Genomic DNA, 3,206 nt, shown 5'->3' on the forward strand with positions numbered 1-3,206 from the left:
TTATAAACCTTTATTTTTATAAAAAGTTACAATACAACTAGTCATACGAAATCCAAACCATGTCTGAATCAGTGCAGTATATAACTAATACCCAGGGAGAAACAGTTGGTGTATTGTTAAATCTGGAAACTTACCAACAACTAACCAACTTATCAGCAGATACTGAATTATTAATTGGGTTAAGTTTAGATGAATTACAAGCTTTGGTAGAAAGTGTATTATCTCCCAAAACTCACACTCAATTAGATAATTTATTAATGAAAAATGCTGATAATCAATTGCTACAGAAATTGTAGGACTTACACCTGTGGGGAGAGGCACTATTTCTGTTTTAAAAATGAACCGTCCACAATTAACTCGTGTACGGAAAATGTGGGTAAAAATGGGTGAACATCCACCAAATATTTGAGATTTTATAACCGCTTGAGGACGATTTTGTTCATCAGGATAATGACAGCAAAAAACTACATCCTTCGTAGGGGTTTAGCAGTGATCATAGGTGTCAACTTAGGCTACAGATGGCTTATTTGTTGGCTTCCACACCCACCCAGAAATGAATTTCCGGGCTAATGAGTAAAGTTTACTAAAGTAAACTGGGGATTTTTAGTCATCTTCAGATGACTTTTGCTATTAGACTGGGAATTCATTCCCAGGCGGGCTATGGGTTTTACGTTAAGTTGACAACAATGAGCTTTTGCTTTACCCCTACCATACTTGTCTGTTTACGATAAATAAAATCATTCATCAAACGCTGAAACAAGCTATTTTAAATAAATTTCCACATTACCTAAAATCTCTCTATGTCTCGTCCAAAACGCAATTTACAACTAGGTTTCTGTTATCACATTACTACCCGTTGCAATAACCGCGAATTTCGACTTACACGGTTAGAATGTCGGGAAGTGTTTCTGTTTGCGATTAAAAAAGCACAACAAAAGTATGGTTTTAAACTCTATGCACTGTGCATTATGAGTAATCATGTTCATTATCTCCTAGAACCAAAACAGCCAGAAGAATTACCAAAAGTTATGCACTGGCTAAACTGGTACACTGCTATGTGTTTTAATCGCATGATGAACCGTACAGGGCATTTTTGGGAAAAGCGATATCACAGTACAGGTTTTGAAAATACTGATTATCGTCGGGCTTTAAATACTTTGCGATATATCCATGCTAACCCCAAAGCAGCAGGAATACAGCAAGGGTTTTTTTATGACTTTAGTAATTACGGAACTCATGACCGTTTGAGTAATGATGGTATCACTCAATGGCATCCGGCGTTTTTGCAACTGGGGAGAACTTTGGAAGAATGTGCAGCTAAATATCGGCGGTTTTGCAAGAAGTATAAACCAAAGGCCAAACCAGAAAAAAGAAACTATTGGGGAAGTCGGTTTTTACCGTCTATGAAGAAAAGCAGTAAGGGAAAGAAGTCACCAGGACAGATGAGTTTACCTTGGGATAAGCAAAAGGTAACGGAAAGTACGGACGTACAGGAGGTAGCAGAAAAATTCATCCACGCAAATAGCTTTTTCTCTGCCGTGCCAGGTAACGAAAATCGCAAATGTTGATTCTAGCGTGGGAAAGGGGGCTGTAATAAATATTTACAATATTCTGAAAGCCTTAGATGTTACAGTTTACAAGTCTCGATGCGAGAGAAGATACCCACACACCCTCACACACAACCTGCCAAGCCAACACTCCCCCATACTCCCCCCACCACCACAATTCAAACAAAAAAGGTAAGTGTCCATCAACAGCAGAGGTAGAAAATTTGACTTGGGAGTAATCAATCCATCCTTCATTCTCTCTCCATCCTACTTTATTACCAAATTTTTCCCAGGCATCTCTATGATACTCGCCATCAGCCTTACCACCCACGCTCAAGTATATCTCCTTTTGGACACTGAAGCCAAATCGCCCTTCACTGTATTTTACCCACAATTGATCAATTGTGCGGAGGTCTTGGCATGGGAAATTTAATAATTCATTATCTGTAAACCATTCACCAGACTTTTTACCTACAGCTTTAATCATTACTTCATAAGTTTCTTTATCTGCTTCCTTCCAGTTACCTGCTTTGAGTAGGTCACGCAGTTTCGTGTAGTCTATGTCTCTTTCTGAACTGAGGTCATCTGTTGGTGAAACCTGTAGCAGTGTCTCTACATCTACATTAGCAAAGCTATATTTTTCTATAGAACCAACTGCTGCATAGCGAAGCAATTCAACCAGTTTTGGCTTGCTTCCCCAATATTTTGTAGTTTCGTTGTATTCACTAAAATCAGCAGAGTGTTCAAGTGCGCCTTTTTGCAAATGTTTAAGTAGCTGACGGTCTGTATTCAAATCCATAATCAGTCGTGGCCATCTGATACTGATAGCTGTAAATTTCCCCAACTGTTCTAAAGTTAAATATCTCCTGGAATTGTTTTCCGAAACATGAGCAGTAATTAAATTTGTAGAAGCTCCAATGTAGGCTTTTAGCCTAAATACATTAATAAACTGCTTCCACCGTCGGGGATTATAATCTAAAGCAGGAGCAACCATTAAGGCAATATTGCGAACTACTTCTGAATCTTCACCAGTTGTTATTCTGATATTTTCAATACGATCACGCTGTTCTTCTGAAGTTGAAGGTAGAGTTCCTGTAGCAGCTATTTCTTCTCCAGGTGCTTCTATTTGTTCTGTGTTATTTACAATTTTTGGTTGTGGTGGGGTTTTACGAGGAGAAATTTTGTTCAAAAATCGTGCAAAATCTGATGTAGTTGGTTGGGGGATTTGGAAACGAATCTGAACAAATTTCTCAAAAAAATTATAGCCGTATTCTATGGCTCTTATGGATAAACTACGATTATTTCTAGAGTTAGCATCAAATCCTAGATAGGGAATTATTTCTTTATACTTCACTGCAATACCCGCAGCTACTTTATCCACATCCATACCCAAAATGAAAATTAATTGTGGATCATTTGCTATCATCATATTGATAGCTTGCATTAGTTCAGCAGATTTGGTAATTTCACAACGGTCAAGATCATCTATAAAAACATATACTTTATTTTGTCCTGAAAACGCCTCTACAATCTTTTTGAAATCTGCGTGAAATTCTTCAATAAATTCAATCTGGTTTTCGTATTTGGGTGATTTGAGATATTTAGTTAAATCATTTTTAGGATTACCAATATTTCTGTCTCTTATACACGTCTGACGCT

General features: G+C 37.6%; 3 protein-coding genes. 2 read left to right on the top strand and 1 reads right to left on the bottom strand.

What is annotated here, in order from left to right; genetic code table 11:
- Nucleotides 1-59: 59 nt before the first annotated feature.
- A complete protein-coding gene (locus IQ228_RS23785) occupies nt 60-296 on the top strand; it encodes a hypothetical protein (RefSeq protein WP_228044045.1) in 237 nt (78 codons plus the stop codon).
- Nucleotides 297-800: 504 nt separating this feature from the next.
- Nucleotides 801-1,568 (top strand): transposase, encoded by a 768-nt coding sequence (locus IQ228_RS23790; RefSeq protein ID WP_193964671.1) that lies wholly within the window; start codon nt 801-803, stop codon nt 1,566-1,568.
- A gap of 52 nt (nt 1,569-1,620) precedes the next feature.
- Here IQ228_RS23790 and IQ228_RS27520 read toward each other — a convergent pair.
- Nucleotides 1,621-3,206, bottom strand: a 1,586-nt coding sequence (locus IQ228_RS27520; RefSeq protein WP_370566940.1) for a GUN4 domain-containing protein, incomplete at its 5' end; no start/stop codon positions are given.

Source organism: Dolichospermum sp. LEGE 00246, from assembly GCF_015207865.1.
Classification (GTDB): domain Bacteria; phylum Cyanobacteriota; class Cyanobacteriia; order Cyanobacteriales; family Nostocaceae; genus Dolichospermum; species Dolichospermum heterosporum.

What these genes read in the sequence shown, in the direction of transcription:
- IQ228_RS23785 (WP_228044045.1), top strand. Translation starts at nt 60, where the DNA reads ATGTCTGAATCAGTGCAGTATATAACTAATACCCAGGGAGAAACAGTT.
- IQ228_RS23790 (WP_193964671.1), top strand. Translation starts at nt 801, where the DNA reads ATGTCTCGTCCAAAACGCAATTTACAACTAGGTTTCTGTTATCACATT.